The 18,824-nt window shown below is 74.3% G+C and carries 21 protein-coding genes; 14 read left to right on the top strand and 7 right to left on the bottom strand.

Translation table 11 applies throughout. From position 1 onward, the window contains the following. Positions 1 to 167: 167 nt before the first annotated feature. The 5 genes from DT057_RS21005 (at position 168) to DT057_RS20985 (ending at position 5,405) form a co-directional block, all read left to right on the top strand. Entirely contained in the window at positions 168 to 749 is a 582-nt protein-coding gene (locus tag DT057_RS21005; RefSeq protein WP_128564056.1) for a L,D-transpeptidase, read from the top strand. Between the two features lie 161 nt (positions 750 to 910). Further along, positions 911 to 1,342 (top strand): hypothetical protein, encoded by a 432-nt coding sequence (locus tag DT057_RS21000; protein ID WP_128564055.1) that lies wholly within the window; start codon positions 911 to 913, stop codon positions 1,340 to 1,342. 205 nt (positions 1,343 to 1,547) lie between these two features. Beyond that, positions 1,548 to 2,795 (top strand): GGDEF domain-containing protein, encoded by a 1,248-nt coding sequence (locus DT057_RS20995; protein ID WP_162501456.1) that lies wholly within the window; start codon positions 1,548 to 1,550, stop codon positions 2,793 to 2,795. 142 nt (positions 2,796 to 2,937) lie between these two features. Then, the gene (locus DT057_RS20990) at positions 2,938 to 4,941 is read left to right on the top strand and encodes an acetyl-CoA carboxylase biotin carboxylase subunit (RefSeq protein ID WP_128564053.1); all 2,004 of its coding nucleotides are present in this window, start codon (positions 2,938 to 2,940) and stop codon (positions 4,939 to 4,941) included. A gap of 8 nt (positions 4,942 to 4,949) precedes the next feature. After that, the gene (locus DT057_RS20985; protein ID WP_128564052.1) at positions 4,950 to 5,405 is read left to right on the top strand and encodes a gamma-glutamylcyclotransferase family protein; all 456 of its coding nucleotides are present in this window, start codon (positions 4,950 to 4,952) and stop codon (positions 5,403 to 5,405) included. Between the two features lie 31 nt (positions 5,406 to 5,436). Here DT057_RS20985 and DT057_RS20980 read toward each other — a convergent pair whose 3' ends face one another. Together DT057_RS20980 and DT057_RS20975 are read right to left on the bottom strand one after the other, a co-directional pair. Continuing rightward, positions 5,437 to 5,928 (bottom strand): DUF192 domain-containing protein, encoded by a 492-nt coding sequence (locus DT057_RS20980; protein WP_128564051.1) that lies wholly within the window; start codon positions 5,926 to 5,928, stop codon positions 5,437 to 5,439. Positions 5,929 to 5,938: 10 nt separating this feature from the next. Further along, on the bottom strand, positions 5,939 to 6,562 hold the full coding sequence (locus DT057_RS20975; RefSeq protein WP_128564050.1) for a cold-shock protein: 624 nt from the start codon (positions 6,560 to 6,562) through the stop codon (positions 5,939 to 5,941). 296 nt (positions 6,563 to 6,858) lie between these two features. On the opposite strand from DT057_RS20975, the gene DT057_RS20970 reads away from it, so the two are divergent. Beyond that, positions 6,859 to 7,872, top strand: a complete 1,014-nt coding sequence (locus tag DT057_RS20970) for a heparan-alpha-glucosaminide N-acetyltransferase (protein WP_128564065.1) — start codon at positions 6,859 to 6,861, stop codon at positions 7,870 to 7,872. 70 nt (positions 7,873 to 7,942) lie between these two features. On the opposite strand, the gene efp is transcribed toward DT057_RS20970, so the two are convergent. Continuing rightward, positions 7,943 to 8,509 (bottom strand): elongation factor P, encoded by a 567-nt coding sequence (gene efp / locus DT057_RS20965; protein WP_128564049.1) that lies wholly within the window; start codon positions 8,507 to 8,509, stop codon positions 7,943 to 7,945. Between the two features lie 207 nt (positions 8,510 to 8,716). Between efp and epmA the strand changes: the two genes are divergently transcribed. From epmA to DT057_RS20940, 5 genes are all read left to right on the top strand, one after another. Next, positions 8,717 to 9,766: an EF-P lysine aminoacylase EpmA gene (gene epmA / locus DT057_RS20960; RefSeq protein ID WP_128564048.1), complete on the top strand. Its 1,050-nt coding sequence runs from the start codon at positions 8,717 to 8,719 to the stop codon at positions 9,764 to 9,766. Next, positions 9,763 to 10,803, top strand: a complete 1,041-nt coding sequence (locus DT057_RS20955) for a lysine-2,3-aminomutase-like protein (protein ID WP_128564047.1) — start codon at positions 9,763 to 9,765, stop codon at positions 10,801 to 10,803. Before epmA ends, DT057_RS20955 begins: the two co-directional genes overlap by 4 nt. Positions 10,804 to 10,829: 26 nt before the next feature. Continuing rightward, positions 10,830 to 11,447 carry a glutathione S-transferase family protein gene (locus DT057_RS20950; protein ID WP_128564046.1) on the top strand — a complete coding sequence of 206 codons (618 nt, stop codon included), beginning with the start codon at positions 10,830 to 10,832 and terminating at the stop codon, positions 11,445 to 11,447. Between the two features lie 134 nt (positions 11,448 to 11,581). Next, the gene (locus DT057_RS20945) at positions 11,582 to 12,280 is read left to right on the top strand and encodes a ribonuclease activity regulator RraA (RefSeq protein ID WP_128564045.1); all 699 of its coding nucleotides are present in this window, start codon (positions 11,582 to 11,584) and stop codon (positions 12,278 to 12,280) included. A gap of 103 nt (positions 12,281 to 12,383) precedes the next feature. Next, entirely contained in the window at positions 12,384 to 13,208 is an 825-nt protein-coding gene (locus DT057_RS20940; protein WP_128564044.1) for a YdcF family protein, read from the top strand. 25 nt (positions 13,209 to 13,233) lie between these two features. On the opposite strand, the gene DT057_RS20935 is transcribed toward DT057_RS20940, so the two are convergent. The 3 genes from DT057_RS20935 to DT057_RS20925 are packed head-to-tail and all read right to left on the bottom strand — an operon-like array spanning position 13,234 to position 14,544. Further along, positions 13,234 to 13,533, bottom strand: a complete 300-nt coding sequence (locus DT057_RS20935; protein ID WP_128564043.1) for a DUF3253 domain-containing protein — start codon at positions 13,531 to 13,533, stop codon at positions 13,234 to 13,236. After that, complete coding sequence (locus DT057_RS20930; RefSeq protein WP_128564042.1) at positions 13,496 to 14,212, bottom strand: DUF599 domain-containing protein; 717 nt, start codon at positions 14,210 to 14,212, stop codon at positions 13,496 to 13,498. The genes DT057_RS20935 and DT057_RS20930 overlap by 38 nt, the downstream gene beginning before the upstream one ends. Before the next feature lie 44 nt (positions 14,213 to 14,256). Further along, positions 14,257 to 14,544 (bottom strand): acylphosphatase, encoded by a 288-nt coding sequence (locus tag DT057_RS20925; RefSeq protein ID WP_128564041.1) that lies wholly within the window; start codon positions 14,542 to 14,544, stop codon positions 14,257 to 14,259. A 553-nt stretch (positions 14,545 to 15,097) separates the two neighbouring features. Between DT057_RS20925 and DT057_RS20920 the strand changes: the two genes are divergently transcribed. After that, positions 15,098 to 16,426 carry a TadE/TadG family type IV pilus assembly protein gene (locus DT057_RS20920; RefSeq protein WP_238313326.1) on the top strand — a complete coding sequence of 443 codons (1,329 nt, stop codon included), beginning with the start codon at positions 15,098 to 15,100 and terminating at the stop codon, positions 16,424 to 16,426. A gap of 31 nt (positions 16,427 to 16,457) precedes the next feature. Here the strand turns inward: DT057_RS20920 and DT057_RS20915 are convergent, their stop codons facing one another. Beyond that, positions 16,458 to 16,871: a hypothetical protein gene (locus tag DT057_RS20915; RefSeq protein WP_128564040.1), complete on the bottom strand. Its 414-nt coding sequence runs from the start codon at positions 16,869 to 16,871 to the stop codon at positions 16,458 to 16,460. Between the two features lie 220 nt (positions 16,872 to 17,091). Here DT057_RS20915 and DT057_RS20910 point away from each other — a divergent pair, with 220 nt between their 5' ends. Both DT057_RS20910 and DT057_RS20905 read left to right on the top strand, forming a co-directional pair. Next, positions 17,092 to 17,391, top strand: coding sequence for a hypothetical protein (locus DT057_RS20910; protein ID WP_128564039.1), 300 nt, complete (start codon positions 17,092 to 17,094; stop codon positions 17,389 to 17,391). Positions 17,392 to 17,400: 9 nt separating this feature from the next. Then, on the top strand, positions 17,401 to 18,824 hold a 1,424-nt coding region (locus tag DT057_RS20905), incomplete at its 3' end, for an AAA family ATPase (RefSeq protein WP_128564038.1).

Here is an 18,824-nt window from a genome sequence, read left to right as displayed (position 1 = left end):
CCCACCCCGGTTCCACCGTGGCAGGACGCTGACCCGGACGCAACACAGGCCGCGGAACTGCGGCCCGGCCGCACGCGGAGGCTTCGCGACGCCGCGGCCAAGCTCTAGGGTCCGATTCGGTCAACCATGATTCCACGTCGCCGGACTGCCTGAGAGGTCTCCCGACCATGCGCCGCCACTGCCTCGCCCTCGCGGTCGTCCTGGCGCTGCCGGGGTGCCTGTACAAGCCCATCCCGGATCCGGAGCTGTCGGCGCAGGACGCGGCCTGGATGGCGATGGTGCCGGAGGGCGAGGTCGACCGCCTCTACGCCCGCTACCTCATCGACGACCCGACCGGCGAGGCCCCCGGCACCATCGTGGTCGAGACGAAGCAGCGCCAGCTCTACTACGTGCTGCCCGACCGCAAGGCGGTCCGCTACGGCGTCACCGTCGGGGACGAGGCCTACGGCTGGAGCGGCACCGCGCGGGTCTTCCGCAAGGCGCCCTGGCCGGACTGGAACCCCCCGGCCGAGATGGTGAAGCGCTGGCCCCACGTCCATCCAATGAAGGGCGGGCCCGCCAACCCGCTCGGCGCCCGCGCCCTCTACCTCGCGGACGGCAACCGCGACACGCTCTACCGCATCCACGGCACCAACGAGCCGGAGCGGATCGGCCAGGCCGCCTCGTCGGGCTGCATCCGGATGCGCAACATCGACGTGGTCGACCTCTACAACCGGGTCGGCCCCGACGCGAAGGTGATCGTGCGCTGAGCATTCCCGCAAGACTCTGGCAACGCAATCGCGTTGCCTCAGCTTAACCTGAACGCGGATTCAGATTCGGCCGTTAACTCCCCACCTGCTGCCTCTCCTGCATAGTCGACATCAGACAGGGACAAGCACCGGCGCAAACAAAGGCCGGGGAGGCACGACAGATGATCAAGATTTCGCTGCAAGACTTCTGTAACCGTATCGTCGCCCAGGGCGCCATCAGCCTGGAGGACGTGCGCGAACTCGGCCGCACGCTGCTCCCCGACGGCTTCCGCTGCCGCGAGGAGGCCGACATGCTGATCGCCCTCGAGCGGGCGGTGGCGTCCGTGGATCCCGCCTTCGGCACCTTCCTGACCGCCGCGGTGGTCGACTTCGCGGTCTGGGGCGAGCGCCCGACCGGCTACGTCGACGCCGACCTCGCGCACTGGCTCGCCGCCTCGCTCACGGCCGGCCGCGGCCCGACCCCCCTCGGCGTCGAGATCGCCCGGGAGGTGATCCGCGAGGCCGAGTCGAGCCACGAGCAGCTCCTGGCCTGCGCCCTCTCGGGCAGCGCCCGGGCCGGCGCCCCCGGCGAGGCCTGGGCGGACGCCGCTTGAGGGCTGGATCACGCGGCCGGGTCGACGCCGGCCGCCACCGGGCCACGGCGCCCGACATGACGCAAGGGAACGTGCCTTAAGGGTATCCTATCGATCGGCGTGCCAGGATCTCCGACGCGTGGGGAAGGCGGAACGTCGGTCCATGAGCCTTAGGTCAAGGGCGGAGAACAGGTCCGACGGAGCCCGGTCGCGCGGTGCCGCCGACATGGGGCGGGACCGGGTCGCGCCCGGGGCCGCGCGGGCGTTGCGGGCGGCAAGAGCCCTGCGGCGGGCCTGCTGCGGCCAGTTCGGGCAGGCCGGCGGGCGTCCGAACCTCGCCTTCTCTCCCATGCGCTGGCGCCTCACCGCCTGGCTCGCCGACTGCAACCTGCCCGTCTCGGAGCGGGTGCGCGCGACGCTGCGGGCCCACATGTACGGGCTGGTTCCGATCTGGCTCGTTGGGCTCCTCGACCTCACGCTCATCAACGTCATCGGGGCGATCCGGCACCCGACGCCGTTCCACATCGGCCTCGCCGCCTTCGACCTCGCGCTCAACGCGGCGCGCCTGTCCGCGCTGGTCGCGTCCTACCGGCGCGCTGCGGCGGGCCGCGACACGCCCACCGACCTCTTCATCACCCTCGACCACGTCTGGTGCGCCCTCGTGGGCGTCACCACCATGGCGGCGATGCTGACCGGCGACCCGGCGTTCCAGGTCCTGGCCGCCACGTCGGCCGTGGCGGTGAGCGGCGGCCTCGTGGTGCGCAGCTACGTCGCGCCCCGGGGCGCCGTGCTGCAGCTGGTCGTCTGCATCGCGCCCCTCGGCGTCGGCGCGCTCTGGAGCGGGAGCACGCTCCTCACCATCCTCGCCCTGGAGATCCCGGTCTACCTCCTGGTCGTCGGCAACGCGGCCTTCCGGATCAACCGCATGCTGGTGGCCGTGATGGTGGCGGAGGAGGAGATGGAGGCGCGCGCCATGCGCGACAGCCTCACGGGCCTCGCCAACCGGCGCGCCCTGGAGCAGCAGCTGGCGGAGCGGTGCGCCGGCGAGGCGCGGTTCGCGCTCCTCTGCCTGGATCTCGACGGATTCAAGGGCGTCAACGACACCTACGGCCACGGGGCGGGCGACCGACTCCTCTGCGCGGCGGCGGCGTGCCTGTCGGACTGCCTCGGGGCGGGCGGGTTGGTGGCCCGCCTCGGCGGCGACGAGTTCGTCCTCGTGGCGGGCGGGGCCGGGGAGGAGCAGGCCGCGCTGCTCGCCCGTCGCATCGTCAGCGCGATGTCCCTGCCCTTCGTGCTCGACGACGGGCCGACGGTCCGGGTCGGGGCCAGCATCGGGATCGCCTGCCGCCCGGCGGGGGGAGCCGAGGCCGGCGCGGCGCTGATGGCGCGCGCCGACGCGGCACTCTACGCGGCCAAGGAGCGGGGCAAGGGCTGCTTCGTGGTCCACCCGGAGGTGCCGGCCCGGGCGGCCTGAAAACGGGCCGGGCCGCGCGCCCATGCCCGGCCGAACGCCCTCGGCGCGCGGCCAGCTTTCCCAACGCCCGCAACTGCTTTAACGGGAAGCAGCTTGGGCGTGCGGCGCCCGACCCTCCTCACCGACCAGAGTGTGCGGACCGATGTTCGAGAAGATCCTGATCGCCAACCGGGGCGAGATCGCCTGCCGCATCATCAAGACGGCGCGCCGCATGGGGATCAAGACGGTCGCGGTCTACTCCGAGGCCGACCGCGACGCGCTGCACGTGGCGATGGCGGACGAGGCGGTCCTGATCGGTCCCGCCGCGGCGGCCCAGTCCTACCTCGTCATCGACAAGATCGTGGAGGCCTGCCGGCAGACCGGCGCCCAGGCGGTGCATCCGGGCTACGGCTTCCTGTCGGAGCGCGAGGCCTTTCCGAAGGCCCTCGAGGCCGCCGGGATCGTGTTCATCGGCCCCAATCCGGGCGCGATCGCCGCCATGGGCGACAAGATCGAGTCGAAGAAGGCGGCCTCCGCCGCCGAGGTCTCGACCGTGCCCGGCTTCCTCGGCGTGATCGAGAGCCCCGAGCACGCGGTCGAGATCGCCGACGAGATCGGCTACCCGGTGATGATCAAGGCCTCGGCGGGCGGCGGCGGCAAGGGCATGCGCATCGCGCACGCCTCGGCCGAGGTGGCGGAGGGCTTCGCCCGCGCCCGCTCGGAGGCCGCCTCCTCCTTCGGCGACGACCGGGTGTTCGTCGAGAAGTTCATCACCGACCCGCGCCACATCGAGATCCAGGTCATCGGCGACAAGCACGGCAACGTCGTCTACCTGGGCGAGCGCGAGTGCTCGATCCAGCGCCGCAACCAGAAGGTCATCGAGGAGGCACCCAGCCCCCTCCTCGACCCCGAGACCCGCCGGAGGATGGGCGAGCAGGCCGTGGCCCTGGCCAAGGCCGTGGCGTACGACTCGGCCGGCACCGTCGAGTTCGTCGCCGGGCAGGACAAGTCGTTCTACTTCCTGGAGATGAACACCCGGCTCCAGGTCGAGCACCCGGTCACCGAGATGATCACCGGCCTCGACCTCGTGGAGCTGATGATCCGGGTCGCAGCCGGGGAGCGCCTGCCGATCAGCCAGGCCGACGTGCGGCTCGACGGCTGGGCGGTGGAGAGCCGGGTCTACGCCGAGGACCCGACCCGCAACTTCCTGCCCTCGATCGGCCGGCTCACCACCTACCGGCCCCCGGCGGAGGGCGAGCACGGCGGCGCGACCGTGCGCAACGACACCGGCGTCGAGGAGGGGAGCGAGATCGCGATCCACTACGATCCGATGATCGCCAAGCTCGTGACCTGGGCGCCGACCCGCGAGGCCGCGATCCGCTCGCAGGCCCGGGCCCTCGACGCCTTCGCGATCGACGGCATCCGCCACAACATCCCGTTCCTCTCCGCCCTGATGCACCACCCGCGCTGGCAGGCGGGGCAGCTCTCCACGGGCTTCATCGCGGAGGAGTTCCCGGACGGCTTCGAGGCGCCCCGGCCCGAGGGCGAGGCGGCCCGCCGGATGGCGGCGGCGGCGGCGGCCATCGACCACGGCCTCAACGAGCGCAAGCGCAACATCTCCGGCCAGATGCGGGACCCGAAGCTCCTGCGCTTCGAGCGCGACCGGGTGGTGATGCTCGGCGACCAGCGCTTCGAGGCGACCGTCGAGACCGTCGACGGCGGGATCGCGGTCGCGTTCGCGGACGGCGTCACCTGGCCGGTCGAGAGCCGGTGGCGCCCGGGCGAGCCGGTCTGGACCGGCACCATCGGGGGCGAGCCGGCGGCGATCCAGGTGCGCGGGCTCCTCAACGGGGTGGCGCTCCAGCACGCGGGCGCGGCCGCGGAGGCGCGGGTCTACACCCGGCGGGAGGCCGACCTCGCCGCCCTGATGCCCGTCAAGGAGGTGGGCGGGTCCGGCAAGCAGCTGCTCTGCCCCATGCCCGGCCTCGTGAAGGCCATCATGGTCACGGCGGGCCAGGAGGTGAAGGCCGGCGAGCCGCTCGCCGTGGTGGAGGCCATGAAGATGGAGAACGTGCTGCGCGCCGAGCGCGACGGCACCATCCAGACCATCCAGGCCAAGGAGGGCGACAGCCTCGCGGTCGACGCCGTGATCCTGGAATTCGCCTGACGCCCCGCGTGCCGCTCTACTTCGCCTACGGCTCGAACATGGACCGGGCCGCCATGGCCCGGCGCTGCCCGTCCTCGGCGCTCCTGGGCCTCGGCCGCCTGCACCGGCACCGCCCGGTCATCCTGCGGGAGGGCTACGCCTCGGTGCTGCGCGACCCCGCCGCGACGGTGTGGGGCGTGGTCTGGGACCTGGCGCTCGCCGACGTGCCGGCGCTCGACCGCTACGAGGGGGTGGCGGGCGGCCTCTACGTCAAGGCGCAGCAGCCCGTGGCGATGGCGGGCGGGGTCAGGCGCGCCCTGATCTACCTCGGCCGGGGCAGCGGGGGCGTGCCCCGCCCGGGCTACCTGGAGGGCGTGGTCGCCGCCGCCCGGGCGAACGGGCTGCCGGAGGCCTACGTGCGGGGCCTCGAGGGCCTGGCGCGGGGGCAGGGCCTGGCGCAAGGGCGGGGCCCGGCGCGGGAGTAGGGCGGCGGCCCGGCGGCCGGCTCCGCCGCCCCTACCGCCCGCGAAAGAGCGGGTGCTCCACCCTGTCGCCGGCGTGCAGCCCGAGGCGGGCGGCGGTGCCGGCGTTGAGTTCGAGCACGCCGAGAACCGGCTCGCCCGACAGGATGGTGCGGGTCGAGAGCGGCTCGGTGTCGGCGGCGATGCGCGCCACCGTGCCGTCCGCCCGGATGAACAGCATGTCGAGCGGCAGGTAGGTGTTCTTCATCCACATGCTGACCGGCTCGACCCGCTCGAAGTCGAACAGCATGCCCCGGTCGGGCGCCATCGTGCGCCGGAACATCAGCCCCTGCGCGCGGCTGGCGTCGTCGCGCATCACCTCGACCTGGAAGGCGTGGCGGCCGTTGCGGGAGGCGATGGCCAGGGGCTCGAACGGCCCGCCGGCCGCGGCCGGCAGGACGCAGAGGATGAGGAGGAGGCTGGAGACGAGCGCGGCCCTGAGCCCGCGCGCCGGTGCGGCCACGGGCCGTGCGGAGCGATGCGACATGGAGGCGGAACTAGTGCGAGGCCGGCAGCGTGCCATCCGCCAGGCGCACTTCCGCGGCCATCAGGCCCTTCGAGCCGTCGCCGTAGCGCACCATCACGCGTTCGCCGGGCTTGAGCTCCGCGATGCCGTAGCGCCGCAGGGTCTCCATGTGGACGAAGATGTCGGGCGTGCCGTCGCCCCGGCTCAGGAAGCCGAAGCCGCGCAGGCGGTTGAACCACTTGACCACGGCGCTCTCGAGCCCGCTCGTCGGCACCACGGTGACGTGGGTGCGCGGCATCGGCAGCTCGGCCGGGTGGGTCGCGGTCGACTGGTCCAGGGAGAGGATGCGGAAGGTCTGCCAGCCGCGGGTGCGCTGCACCGCCTCGACCACGATGTGGGCGCCCTCGCTGGCGCTCTGGTAGCCGTCGCGGCGCAGGCAGGTCACGTGCAGGAGGACGTCCGGCGCGCCGTTGTCGGGCACGATGAAGCCGAACCCCTTGGCGACGTCGAACCACTTGATGCGGCCGCTGACCTCGACGATATCGAGCGGCCGTTCCAACTCGGCGTCGAACCCGGTGGCGGCGCCGCGCGCACCCTCCTCGAACGCACTCCCCGGCCGCGGGCCAAGGGGGCCTGAACCGAATTCGTCCGACATCGTAAGCAACCCACACCGAATCGCGTCGCGCGCTTCACCCGGAGATTAACAAAGTCATGACTTCGGGGAAGCCCGAATCGGGCGAGATCAGGGGTCCGGGGGTGGAATGTTTTCCCTGGCGTCATCCCGCCGCGGTGCGTTCTGCAATCGGGGGAGGCAAATCGGCAGCGTCGTATGCAGGAGTTGCTTGCCCCAGGAACTTACAGGGCGGCGGCCGCGTGATTTCGCCGCAGGCGCCGATGCGCGCGGCGTGCGGCCTCTAGCAGGGGCACGGCGTGGTGACTCCCCCGCGACCCGTGCCGGCCCCGGCCGCCGCCGCCCCGGCGCGCGGGCCGGGACGCCTCGCCCTCATCGACGCGCTGCGGGGCGGCGCGCTCGCCGCCATGGCGCTCTACCACCTGGCCTGGGATCTCGGCTTCCTGCGGCTGACGCCGGAGAACGTCGCCCTCGCGCCCGCCGGGCGCGGGGCGGCCCACGCCATCGCGGGCAGCTTCCTCCTGCTCGTGGGAGCGAGCCTCGTCCTGGCGCAGGGCGGGGGCCTGGCGCAGGGCAGGGGCCTGGCGTGGCGCCCCTTCCTCGCCCGGCTCGCGCGCATCGCGGGCGCCGCCGCGCTGATCTCCCTGGCGACCCGGTTCGCGTTCCCGGACAGCTGGATCTTCTTCGGCATCCTGCACGCCATCGCGCTGTCGAGCGTTCTGGCGCTGCCGGCTCTGCGCGCGCCGTTGCCTCTCGTCGGGCTCGGCGCCGCGGCGATCCTGGCGGCGCGGCCGCTCCTCGCCTGGAGCGGGGCGGCCCCGCCCGTCCTCGACGCGCCGCTCCTGCTGTTCCTCGGCCTCGGCCGGGGGGTGCCGACGACGAACGACTACGTGCCGCTGGTGCCGTGGTTCGGCCTCGTGCTGGCAGGGGTCCTCGCCGGGCGCCTCGCGCTGCCGCGCCTGGCGGGCATGCGGCTCCTCGCCTGGCGGCCCCGCGGCCCGGGCGGGCGGCTCCTCGCGGCGGCGGGGCGCCACAGCCTCGCGGTCTACCTCGTGCACCAGCCGCTGCTGCTCGGGCTGCTCGCCGGCCTCGCGGCGCTGACCGGGCCCCATCCCCGGGCGGGGCAGGCCCAGTTCCTGCGCGAGTACCGGGCGAACTGCACCGCGGCCGGGGGCGGCGCGCCGGCCTGCCGGCTGGCGGCGCGCTGCCTGCTGGCGGACCTGCGCCGGGAGGGCCTGTGGCAGGCCGCCGAGCGCGGCGCCTTCTCGCCCGGGGACCGGGCGCGGGCCCTCGTCCTGTCGCAGGCCTGCTACCGCGAGGCGGGCGGGCCGTAGGGCGAGGCCGCGCCGGCCTCCGGGGGGGGGCCGCGCCGGTCTCGGGGGGGCCGCGCCGGCCCCGGGCGGATCAATCCTTCGCGCGCTCCACGTACGACCCGTCGGCCGTCATGATGACCACGCGGGTGCCGGTCGAGATGTGGGGCGGCACCAGGGTGCGCAGGCCGTTCGAGAGCGTGGCGGGCTTGTAGGACGAGGACGCGGTCTGGCCCTTGGTGACCGGCTCGGTGTCGGTGATCTCGAGGGTGACGCGCTGGGGCAGTTCGAGGGTCAGCGGGACGCCGTTGTGCTGCGAGAGCATCACCGCCATGCCCTCCTGCAGGTAGGCCGCCTGGTCGCCCACCACGTCCTGGGGCACCGCGACCTGCTCGTAGGATTCGGGGTTCATGAAGTGGAACCCCTCGCTGTCGCTGTACAGGAAGGTGTGCTCCCGGTCCTCCACGAAGGCGCGCTCGACCTGCTCGGTGGTGCGGTAGCGCTCCGAGACCTTCACGCCGTCGGTGATGCGGCGCATGTCGAGCTGGGTCACCGGGGTGCCCTTGCCGGGATGGATGTTCTCGGCGGAGAGGATCACGTAGAGCTTGCCGTCCTTGTCGACGACGTTGCCTTTGCGGAGCGAACTGGCGATCACCTTCACGGGGCGAATCCTAGAGAGAGTGCGTTGACAGAAGCCGGCGGCGTCCGCCAAGCCGCGGCCGGCGGGAGCCTTCCGGCCCGCCCTATCGCATCTCACGCGCGACCGCCAGTCGCCGGCGCCGCCCCGGGCCTCGCCCGCAACCCCGGGGGGCGCGCCCTGTCCGAGCGCCGTCGAGCCGAGCACCCTGGAGCCGAGCACCCTAAAGCCATGACCACCGCCTCGCCCTGGTGGGCCCCCCACGTCCACGCCGACCGGCGGCCGCGCCTGATCGCGCGCAACCGCATCGCCGCCGCCCTGCGCGGGTGGTTCGCGCGGGCCGACTTCGTCGAGGTCGAGGCCGCGGCCCTCCAGGTCTCGCCCGGCAACGAGGCGCACCTCGCCGCCTTCGCCACCGAGGCGGTCGGGCCGGACGGGGCGCGCCGGCCCCTCTACCTGCACACCTCGCCGGAATTCGCCTGCAAGAAGCTGCTGGCGGCCGGGGAGACGCGGCTGTTCAGCCTCGGCGCGGTCTACCGCAACCGCGAGCGCGGGCCGCTGCACCACCCCGCCTTCACCCTGCTCGAATGGTACCGGGCCGGGGAGACCTACGACCGCCTGATGCGGGACTGCGCGGCGCTGCTCGGGCTCGCGGCCGAGACCGCCGGCACGGCCCGGTTCCGCTTCCGCGGGCAGGAGGCCGACCCCTTCGCCGAGCCGGAGCGCCTCACCGTGGCGGAGGCCTTCGGACGGCTCGCCGGCATCGACCTCCTCGCCACCGTGGGCCCGGACGGCGCCACCGACCGGGAGGGGCTCTCCGCCGCCCTCGCGGGGGCGGGCCTGCGCACCGCGCCCGACGACACCTGGGCCGACCTGTTCAGCCGGGTGATGGTGGAGCGGGTCGAGCCCGCCCTCGGGCTCGGCCGGGCCACGATCCTGTGCGAGTACCCGATGCCCGAGGCGGCGCTCGCCCGGCCGAGCCCGGCCGATCCCCGGGTCGCGGAGCGCTTCGAGCTCTATTGCTGCGGGGTCGAGCTCGCCAACGCGTTCGGCGAGCTCACCGACGCGGTCGAGCAGCGCCGGCGCTTCGAGGCCGAGATGGACGAGAAGGCCCGGATCTACGGCGAGCGCTACCCCCTCGACGAGGATTTCCTGCTCGCCGTCGCCGCCATGCCGGAGGCGAGCGGGATCGCCCTCGGCTTCGACCGCCTCGTGATGCTGGCGACGGGCGCGCGCCGGATCGAGGAGGTGATCTGGACGCCCGTGGAGGCGGGACGTTGAGCGGGACGCTGCGCAGCCCGGCCGCCCTCGCGGCCGCCGGCCTCGTGCCGGCGGAGCGGCTGCCGGCCCTGGAGCGGGTCGCGGCCCGCTACGCCGTCTCGCTCACGCCGGACGTCGCCGGGTTGATCGAGGATCCGGACGACGGCGTCGGCCGCCAGTTCGTGCCCCGCGCCGAGGAGCTCGACACGGCGCCGGAGGAGCGCGCCGACCCGATCGGCGACGAGGCCCACGCGCCGCTTCCGGGCATCGTCCACCGCTACCCCGACCGGGTGCTCCTGAAGCCGCTCCACGTCTGCCCGGTCTACTGCCGGTTCTGCTTCCGGCGCGAGGTGGTGGGCCCCGAGGGGCTCGGCACCCTGAGCGAGGCGGAGCTCGCGGCCGCGATCGCCTACGTGGCGGCGCACCCGGAGATCTGGGAGGTCGTGGTCACGGGAGGGGACCCGTTCATGCTCTCGCCCCGGCGCCTCGGCGCCGTGGCGCAGGCCCTCGGGGCGCTCGACCACGTCCGCGTGCTGCGCGTCCACACCCGGGTGCCGGTGGTCGATCCGGGGCGGGTCGACGACGCCCTGGTGGCGGCCCTCAAGGGGTTCGGGCGGGCGGTGTTCGTGGCGCTGCACGCCAACCACCCGCGGGAATTCACTCCCGCCGCCACGGCCGCGGTGGCGCGCCTCGTCGATGCGGGCATCCCCCTCGTGAGCCAGTCGGTGCTGCTGGCCGGCGTCAACGACGATCCCGACACGCTCGGCGCCCTCATGCGCGCCTTCGTGGAGAACCGGATCAAGCCCTACTACCTGCACCAGGGCGACCTCGCCCCAGGCACCGCCCACCTGCGCACGTCGATCGCGGCGGGCCAGGCCCTCATGCGCCACCTGCGGGGGCGGATCTCGGGGCTGTGCCAGCCCGCCTACGTCCTCGACATTCCGGGCGGGCACGGCAAGGTGCCGGTGGGGCCGGGCTACCTCGTGCCCGCGGGCGAGGGCTGGACGGTCACCGATCCGGGCGGGCGCCCGCACGCCTATCCGCCGGCGGACGACTGAGCGGGCGACAGGGAGGGACAACGGCGATGCGCAGGCTCTGGGGGCGGCTCAACTCCGTGAACGTGCAGAAGGCCGTGTGGGGCCTGGAGGAGCTCGGGCTCGCCTACGAGCGGGTCGAGGCCGGGGGCGCCTTCGGGCGGGTGCGGGAGCCCGCCTACCTCGCCCTCAACCCCAACGGCCTCGTGCCGGTGCTCGAGGAGGACGGCTACGTCCTGTGGGAATCGAACGCCATCCTGCGCTACCTCGCGCGAGGGCACGGCGCGGGCGCCCTCTGGCCGGAGGGGGCCCGGGCCCGCGGGCATGTCGACCAGTGGCTCGACTGGCAGGCCGGCACGTTCACGCCGGCGATGCGCGACGTCTTCTGGCAGACGGTGCGGACGGCGCCCGCGGCGCAGGACGCCGCAATCATCGCGCGCTCGGTCGCCGAGGCGGAGGCCTGCGCGGCGATCCTCGAGGCGCACCTGAGGGGACGCGCCTACGCGGTCGGGGAGGACTTCACGGCGGCCGACATCGCCCTCGGCTGCGCGGCGCACCGCTGGCTGCACCTCGATGTGGCGCGCGTCGAGCGGCCGGCGCTGCGGGACTGGTACGCCCGCATCAGCGCCCGCCCGGCGGCGCGGGGCGCCCTGCCGCCGCTGAGCTGATCGGGAAGCGCCGCGCCCCCGCGCAGCCCTTCCGCCGCCCGCAAGGTCGCCCTCCGCAAGGTCGCCGTGGCCGCGGCGCGCGCGATACGGTAGGTCTCCGGCGTTCCTTCCCGCCTCTCACCCCCGAAGGCCCGATGCCGCTCGACAAGACGCTTCTCGACGCGCTTCACGCCGTCACCACCGCGACCCTCACCACGGTGCTCCTCAAGAAGGGCATCCGGCGCTGCTGGATGCGCGGCCCGACCCCGCGTTTCGCGGCGGGCAGCCGGGTGGTCGGCCCGGCCTTCACGCTGCGCTTCGTGCCGGCCCGCGAGGACCTGGCGACGCCCGAATCCTGGTCGAGCCCGACCTCGACCCGGGCGGCCATCGAGGCGATGCCCGAGGGCTGCGTCACGGTGGTGGACGCGATGGGCGTGACCGACGCGGGCATCTTCGGCGACATCCTGTGCGCCCGGATGCGCAAGCGCGGCGTCGCCGCCCTGGTCACCGACGGCGCGGTGCGGGACGGGGAGGGCGTCGACGGCACCGGCCTGCCGGTCTGGTGCGCCGGCATCGCGGCGCCCGCCTCGGTGGCGGGCCTGACCTTCGTCGGCTGGGGCGAGCCGATCGGGTGCGGCGGCGTGGCGGTGTTTCCCGACGACATCGTGGTGGCGGACGGCGACGGCGCGGTGCTGATCCCGGCGGCGATCGCCGAGGAGGTGGCGCTCGCCGCCGTCGAGCAGGAGCGCCTCGAGCTGTGGATCATGCGCGAGGTGGACAAGGGATTGCCGCTGCCGGGCCTCTACCCGCCGAACGCCGAGACCCGGGCGCGCTACGAGGCCGAGACCGGCTGAAGCCGGGCACGGGCACCGCCCGGACGGGCCCGCCGCGCCGGACCGGCCTCGTTCGCGCGGGCCAGCCGGGCCGCGCGCCGCCAGCCCTCGGGACCGCTCTCCCATGTTCTTCGTCGCCTCGAAGGTGCTGTGGTTCCTCGCCACCCCCTCCAACCTGCTCCTCGTCGTCGGGCTCGCGGGCTGCGGCGTCGCCGTCCTGACGCGGCGCCGGGCCCTCGGCCTCGGGCTCGGCCTCGCCAGCCTCCTCGCCCTCGGCGCCGCGGGCCTGTCGCCGGTCCCGGCCTGGCTGGGCGCGCCGCTGGAGGAGCGCTTCCCGGCCTTCGCGGATGACGGCGGGCCGGTGGCCGGGATCGTGGTGCTGGGGGGCGCCGTCGAGCCTGAGGCGTCCCTGGCCCACGGCCAGCTCGTCCTCAACGACGCGGGCGAGCGCATGATCGCCCTCGGCGACCTCGCCCGGCGCTACCCGGAGGCCCGGATCGTCTTCTCGGGCGGCTCGGGCCGGCTCAGAGGGGGCGCCTCGGAGGCGGAGATCGTCCGGCGCCACGCGGCGGGCCTCGGCGTGGAACCCGGGCGGCTCCTGTACGAGGAGCGCTCGCGCAACACCCGCGAGAACGCGACCTACAGCGCCGCGCTGGCCGCCCCGGCGGCCGGCGAGCGCTGGCTCCTCGTCACCTCCGCCTGGCACATGCCGCGCGCGGTCGGCTGCTTCCGGCGCGCCGGCTTCCCGGTGACGCCCTACCCGGTCGATTACCGCACGGCCGGGGGCGACGTGCCGCCCGCGATGGCGGGGCGCGGACTGTTCCAGACCGACGTCGCCGTCCGCGAGTGGGCCGGGCTCCTCGCCTACCACCTCGCCGGCTACACCGACGCGTTGTTCCCGGCGCCGAACGATCCTCCCGCGACGGGCCAGGCCGCGGGAGCGCGGTGAGGCGGCGTCCCGGGCGGGCGGGCCGTCACCGCGGCAGCGAGAGCCGGTACACGCCCCGGAAATCGTCGGGATCGGGCACGACGCGGCCCTTGCGCAGGATGGCGACCCGTCCCTCCTTCATCAGCCGCACCGCCTGGCGGCGGACCGGCTGCATCAGCGGCCCCCAGCCGTCCGGGTGCGGACCGCCCAGGGCCCGGGCCACCTCCGAGGGGCAGACGGTCTTGTCGGGGCCGCGCTCCGCCACGAGGCGCAGGAGGGTCTCCGCGAGGGCGTCCTCGCCGGGCCGCTCACGGGTCCCGGCGGTCGTCGGTGTCCGGGGGGTCATCGTTGTCCTTGAGGGCGCGGCGCGCGTCGGAGGCGAACTGGCGGTGCCACATCACGGTGAGCACCGCCACCGTGGTGACGAACAGCACGTAGGCGCTGACGAACCAGCCGAGATAGGCCAGCGCGAAGAAGAACGCGCGCTGGCCGCGGTTGAAGTGCCCGCCCGCGACCACGTTCATGGCCGCCGCCCGGCGCGCCGCGCGGGCGATCGCCTCGGGGTCGCCGCCGCGGGGCGGGACGGCCCCGATCAGGATCGCCCCGTAGTTGAACAGCCGGTAGGCCCAGGCGAACTTGAAGAAGGCGTAGACGAAGATCAGCGCGAGCCCGGCGACCTTGATCTCCCAGGTCGTCCGGGTGGTCTGCGTGCCGAACGGCAGGGTGGCGAACAGGGTCAGGACGTCGTCGGCCGAGCGGGTCAGGGTGAGCACGCTGCCGAGCGCGATGAGGGAGGTCGAGGCGAAGAACGCGGTGCCGTTCTGGAGCGAGGCGTTGATGGTGGTGTCGACCACCCGGTTCTCGCGCACGATCAGCTGGTCGGCCCAGGCGTGGCGGTAGCGGTCCATCATGCCGTTGAGGCTGGGCCGGCGGCGCGCCGACCCCTCGACCGCGACGCTGTAGCCGATCCAGGCGACGAGGAAGACCGCGACCGCGGCGAGGTCGAGGAGCGAGAAGCTGCTCACGCCGCCCCGCCCGCCTGGAATCCGTGCCCCATCCCGGATCCCCGTCAGGCTGTCGGCAGGATGCGGACGCCGCGCTCGCCGGCCGCCGCCGGGATGTCGGCGACGCCGACATCCGCGACCCGGGCGCCGGCCGGCCCCTCCCGGCAGGCCGCGACCATCGCCGTCACGGCCTCGGCGGGTCCCGTCAGGCGGGCCTCGACGGTGCCCTCGCGCCGGTTGCGGACGTGTCCCGAGAGGCCGAGCGCCTCCGCGCGGGTCTTCGCCCAGGCCCGGTAGCCGACGCCCTGCACCCGGCCGCGGACGACGATCTCGACGCTGCGATACTGGCTCACCCGTGCTGGCTCCTCGCGTCCGCGACGCCCGGCCGGGCACCCCGGCCGCGGCCCTCGATCCCCGAATCTGACGGCGTCCCCGCGACGAACCGGCATCCGCTCCGCCCCGACGTGCTCCCCGCCGCGGCGGGCACCGGTTCGGCGCGAGGGCGGGCGTCGCGACGGGGACCGAGGGCGCTCCCCGCCGACCTGGACACCGGTCTCGGCGCGAGGGAGCGTCGGGACGCGGACCGGGGGCGGCAGCCGAAGGCCGCGCGAACGGGTGCCGCTCTAGCACGGGCCGGGGTGGATGAGAATCCCGCAATCACCCCCGCTGCGCACGACGCGTCGGCGCCGCGCGGCCCCCGCAAGGCGCCTGACGCAGACCATCGTTAACCTCACGGAGCGTTCGCCCGAGTGTCGACCGCCGCCGGCCGCCGGTCAGAACTGGCGGCGAGGGCGCCTCGTCTTGGCGCTTAAGCCTTCGGAAGGGGTTTTGCGGCGATCTCACGGAGAGACAAGGCCTAACAGAGCTGTGCCGCGTCGCCGTCCTCGTTGAGTCGCGGAGAGTGTCATGCCGGCCCCGGGATCCCGTCGCTTCGGGCAGATGATCGCCGGCCTGGCGCGACGCCGGCCGGGGCCCCGGGCGGCGTGGCGGCGCTTTTGCGCCGACCGGGGCGGCGCCGTCGCGGTCCTGGCCGCCATCGTGCTCCTGCCCCTCGTCCTCATCGTCGCGGCCGGGATCGACTACAGCGCCGCCGCCGGCGCGAAGGCGGAGCTGAACGCCGCCGCCGACGCCGCCGCGCTCTCGGTCGTGAACCGCGGCGCCATGGCGATGGACGCGACGGCCGCCCAGGCCTTCGCGCTGGCGTACTTCCGGGACCTGTCCAAGAGCACCAAGGGCCTGTCGAACGTCGCCGCCACCGCGACGGTCACCGATGCGAACGGCGTGCGCACGACCGCCGTCTCCTACACCGCCACCCTCGCGACGAGCCTCGTGGGCGTGGCCGGCATCCAGTCGGTCGCGCTCGCCGGGCGGGCGAGCTCGACCTCGGCCGTCCCGACCTACATGGACTTCTACCTGATGCTCGACAACTCGCCGTCGATGGGTGTCGGCGCGACCACGGCCGACATCGCCACGATGGTCAACAACACCTCGGACAAGTGCGCGTTCGCCTGCCACGACATCTCGGCCGGGCAGAAGGATTACTACACCCTGGCGAAGAAGCTCGGCGTCACGATGCGCATCGACGTGGTGCGCCAGGCGACCCAGAAGCTCATGGACACCGCGACCGCGACCGCCATCGTGCCGGGGCAGTTCCGGGCCGCGATCTACACGATGGGGACGACCTGCCAGAACGTGGCGCTGACGAAGGTCAGCGCCCTGAGCTCGGACCTCAGGCAGGCCAGGCAGAACGCCGCCGCGGTCGACCTGATGACGATCCCGCAGCAGGGCTACAACAACGACCAGTGCACGGATTTCGACGGGATCCTGTCGGCCCTCAACCTCGCGATCCCGGTCCCCGGGGACGGCACGCAGCCGGCGGCGGCCCAGAAGGTCGTGTTCTTCGTGTCCGACGGCGTGGCCGACGCCTACTACCCGGTGACCTGCACCAAGCCGACGACGGGCGGCCGCTGCCAGGAGCCCCTGACGGTCGCGACCTGCCAGGCCATGAAGCAGCGCGGCATCAAGATCGCGGTGCTCTACACCACCTACCTGCCGCTGCCCACGAACTCCTGGTACAACACCTGGATCGCGCCCTTCGCCAGCGCCATCGGGAACCCGATGCAGGCCTGCGCCTCGCCCGGGCTGTACTCCGAGGTCAGCCCGACCCAGGGCATCGACGAGGCGATGAACGCCCTGTTCAGCCGCACGGTCGCGCAGGCCCGGCTGACGCAGTGAGCCTCGAATCCGTGCTTCTCGCCCGCGGGCCTCAGGCGCCGACGGCCGCGAGGGTTCGGGGCGCCGGCGCAGGGCGGGGCTGGGCGGGGGCGCGCAGGCGCACGAGGTCGGCCAGGGGCACGAAGGCGTCCGGCGCCCCGCCGCCAACCCGGGTGCCGAAGCCGAGGGCGAAGGACAGGCTGAGCTTGCGGTCCGCCGCGATCCCGAACGCCGCGAGCGCCGCCGCGAACGCCTCCCGGAAGCTGCGCACGCCGCACCAGCTCTTCTCGGAGAGGTGGAGGGGCCATTCCCAGTAGCCGTCGGGGCGGCGGGCGGACAGGGCCTCGCGGGCGATGAAGTAGCCGGTCGCGCGATGCTCGAGGCCGTCCGCGCAGACGCGCCACTCGCGATTCTCGAACAGCGACGCGGCCTCGGCCGCGGCCTCGTCCCGGCAGGTGGTGTCCATTCGGGTCTCCCGGCTCCGATCAGGTGTCCGGGCCGCTTTACAAACCGGCCCGAGCCATGGAACATTTGCGGAACACTGGGCTGATTTGCCCATTTCGTCAACCGGGGCGCGCGAACATTTCTGGAACGTTCCCGGGCCCCCGTGCGGGCGCGCGCCCCTGGCATCCGGAGCCCCGGCACGCCACCTTGGGGGGACGGGAATCGCGGAGAGACGGGCGGGGATGGAGCGGAGCCGGACGAGCCAGGACGCCGAGGCGCTCAAGCGCCTCGAGGCGCTGCAGCCGACCTACGAGCGCCTGCGGGCGGACCGCATCCGGGCCGAGAGCGACGTCGAGCGCCTCACGGCCGAGCTCGCGGCGGCGAGGGCCCAGGCCCGGGAGGAGCTCGGCACCGACGACGAGGCCGAGATCCGCCGGATGATCGAGGAGGCCCGGGCCGAGAACGCCCGCCGGGTCGAGGCCTTCGCGCAGGCGCTCCAGGCCGTCCAGGCCCGGCTCGCCGCCCTCTCCGAGCCGCGCTGAGGTGGGCGCGTGACGCAGCCCGGCACCGCGCGCGCGGACGACCACCTCGCGGCGGTCGAGGCGGCGGCGCGGGCGCTCGCCCGCCTGGAGGCGGAGCGGGACCGCGACCGCTCGGCCCTGGCGGCCGGGACCCGCGCGGTCGCGGCCGCCAAGGGGCGGCTGGCGCTGCGCGACGCCGTCGAGACCTACCTGCGCGAGCTGCAGCAGGACGCCAACCGTCGCAGCGTCGCGACGTTCGAGACCCTGCTCTCCGCCCTGGTCCAGGAGGTGCTGCCGGGCGAGAAGCCGGTCTCCCTCGACCTCACCACCGAGCGCGGCCTGCCGGCCCTCGACATCGGGGTCCGGCGCCCGGACGGCGGCCGCGAGGACGTGCTGGAGGACAACGGCGGCGCCATGACCAACGTGGTCGGGATGGCGCTGCGCCTCATCGCGGTGGTCAAGGCGGGGGTCGGCCGCTTCCTCGCCCTCGACGAGGCCGATTGCTGGATCGCGCCCGACCGGGTGCCGGCCTTCTACCGCGTGCTCGACGACGGCGCCGCGCGCCTCGGCGTGCAGTGTCTGGCGATCTCCCACCACGACGTCGGCGGGTTCGACGCCGGGCTGACGGTGAGCCGGATCGCCGGCCTGCCGGAGAGCGGGGTGTCCATCGACGGCCCGGCCGCCGCGTGCTCCGCCGCCTGGTCGCCCGAGCAGCCGGGCTTCCGTTTCGTGCGGCTCGTCGACGTGCAGGGTTTCCGCGATGCCACCCTGCCCCTCGCTCCCGGCGTCAACGCCCTGGTGGGGCCGAACAACCGCGGCAAGTCGACGGTGATCCGGGCCCTGCGGGCGGTGTTCTACGGCGAGGCCCGCGACGGCCTGGTGCGCGCCGGGGCGGGCGCCGCGCGGATCGAGGTCGGGGTCGCGCACGGGCGGATCCTGCGCTTCGTGCGCCAGCCGAAGCGCACCCCGGTGAACCTGTGGTCGCTGCACGCGCCGGACGGGACGGTCGTGGTCGAGGACGGCACCCGCCTCGAGACCGGCGGGCGCGACGTCCCGGCCTGGGTCGAGCGCCTGTTCGGCATCACCCGGGTCGAGGACCTCGACGTCCACGTGGCCCACCAGAAGTTCCCGGTCTTCCTCCTCGGCGAGAAGCCGGCCAAGCGCTCGGCGGTGCTCTCGATCGGGCAGGAGGCCGGCATCATCCGCGACATGCAGGCGCTCCAGCGCGAGCGGGTCGCCGAGGACCAGCGCGTCGTGCGCGACGGGGAGCGGGAGATCACGCGGCTGCGCGCTGCCCTCGCGGCCTACGAGGCCCTCGAGGGCATCGCCGCGGCGGTGGCGGCCCTGCGCGGGACGGCGGGGGGCATCGCCGCGGCGAGCGCGCGCCTGCGGCGGAGCGAGGCGCTCGCCGCCGAGGTCGCCCGGCTCGCCGCCCTCGCGGCGGGGGCGGGGGC

Origin of the sequence: Methylobacterium crusticola (assembly GCF_003574465.1) — a bacterium.
Lineage (GTDB): Bacteria > Pseudomonadota > Alphaproteobacteria > Rhizobiales > Beijerinckiaceae > Methylobacterium > Methylobacterium crusticola.
Note: the sequence above shows the minus strand (reverse complement) of the source record. Positions and strands in the feature narration are given on the sequence as shown.

Excerpts from the sequence above, each read along its gene's own strand:
- DT057_RS21005 (WP_128564056.1), top strand. The coding sequence starts at position 168 with ATGCGCCGCCACTGCCTCGCCCTCGCGGTCGTCCTGGCGCTGCCGGGG.
- DT057_RS20920 (WP_238313326.1), top strand. The coding sequence starts at position 15,098 with ATGCCGGCCCCGGGATCCCGTCGCTTCGGGCAGATGATCGCCGGCCTG.
- epmA (WP_128564048.1), top strand. The coding sequence starts at position 8,717 with ATGACCACCGCCTCGCCCTGGTGGGCCCCCCACGTCCACGCCGACCGG.
- DT057_RS20990 (WP_128564053.1), top strand. The coding sequence starts at position 2,938 with ATGTTCGAGAAGATCCTGATCGCCAACCGGGGCGAGATCGCCTGCCGC.
- DT057_RS20980 (WP_128564051.1), bottom strand. The coding sequence starts at position 5,928 with ATGTCGCATCGCTCCGCACGGCCCGTGGCCGCACCGGCGCGCGGGCTC.
- DT057_RS20940 (WP_128564044.1), top strand. The coding sequence starts at position 12,384 with ATGTTCTTCGTCGCCTCGAAGGTGCTGTGGTTCCTCGCCACCCCCTCC.
- DT057_RS20995 (WP_162501456.1), top strand. The coding sequence starts at position 1,548 with ATGGGGCGGGACCGGGTCGCGCCCGGGGCCGCGCGGGCGTTGCGGGCG.
- DT057_RS21000 (WP_128564055.1), top strand. The coding sequence starts at position 911 with ATGATCAAGATTTCGCTGCAAGACTTCTGTAACCGTATCGTCGCCCAG.
- DT057_RS20915 (WP_128564040.1), bottom strand. The coding sequence starts at position 16,871 with ATGGACACCACCTGCCGGGACGAGGCCGCGGCCGAGGCCGCGTCGCTG.
- DT057_RS20975 (WP_128564050.1), bottom strand. The coding sequence starts at position 6,562 with ATGTCGGACGAATTCGGTTCAGGCCCCCTTGGCCCGCGGCCGGGGAGT.
- DT057_RS20950 (WP_128564046.1), top strand. The coding sequence starts at position 10,830 with ATGCGCAGGCTCTGGGGGCGGCTCAACTCCGTGAACGTGCAGAAGGCC.
- DT057_RS20935 (WP_128564043.1), bottom strand. The coding sequence starts at position 13,533 with ATGACCCCCCGGACACCGACGACCGCCGGGACCCGTGAGCGGCCCGGC.
- DT057_RS20945 (WP_128564045.1), top strand. The coding sequence starts at position 11,582 with ATGCCGCTCGACAAGACGCTTCTCGACGCGCTTCACGCCGTCACCACC.
- DT057_RS20910 (WP_128564039.1), top strand. The coding sequence starts at position 17,092 with ATGGAGCGGAGCCGGACGAGCCAGGACGCCGAGGCGCTCAAGCGCCTC.